Annotated in this window: 1 protein-coding gene; it reads right to left on the reverse strand. The window is 63.3% G+C overall.

The features are described 5' to 3' along the window. Positions 1 to 245, reverse strand: a 245-nt coding sequence (locus AAEZ05_RS29750) for a leucine-rich repeat domain-containing protein (protein ID WP_350650234.1), incomplete at both ends; no start/stop codon positions are given.

A 245-nucleotide genomic window follows, 5' to 3' on the forward strand; every position in this document is an offset into this window, starting at 1 on the left:
GCGGCGGGTACTTGACTGATCTGGTTGGCCTTGAAGCCGATCATGCTCAGCTTGGCGCACTGGCCCAGGCATTGCGGCAGTTCGGTAAAGGCGTTGTCCGAACAGAACAGCACGCGCAGGTGCGTCAGGCGGTGCAGGTCGTCGGGCAGGCTGCTCAGGGCGTTGCCGGTGAGGTTGAGGATTTCCAGCGAGTCGGCCAGATCGAAAATTTCCCGGGGGAACTCGGTCAGCCCGCAGGCCAGGTC

This window comes from Pseudomonas sp. HY13-MNA-CIBAN-0226 (genome assembly GCF_040310305.1).
Taxonomy (GTDB): Bacteria; Pseudomonadota; Gammaproteobacteria; order Pseudomonadales; family Pseudomonadaceae; genus Aquipseudomonas; species Aquipseudomonas gregormendelii.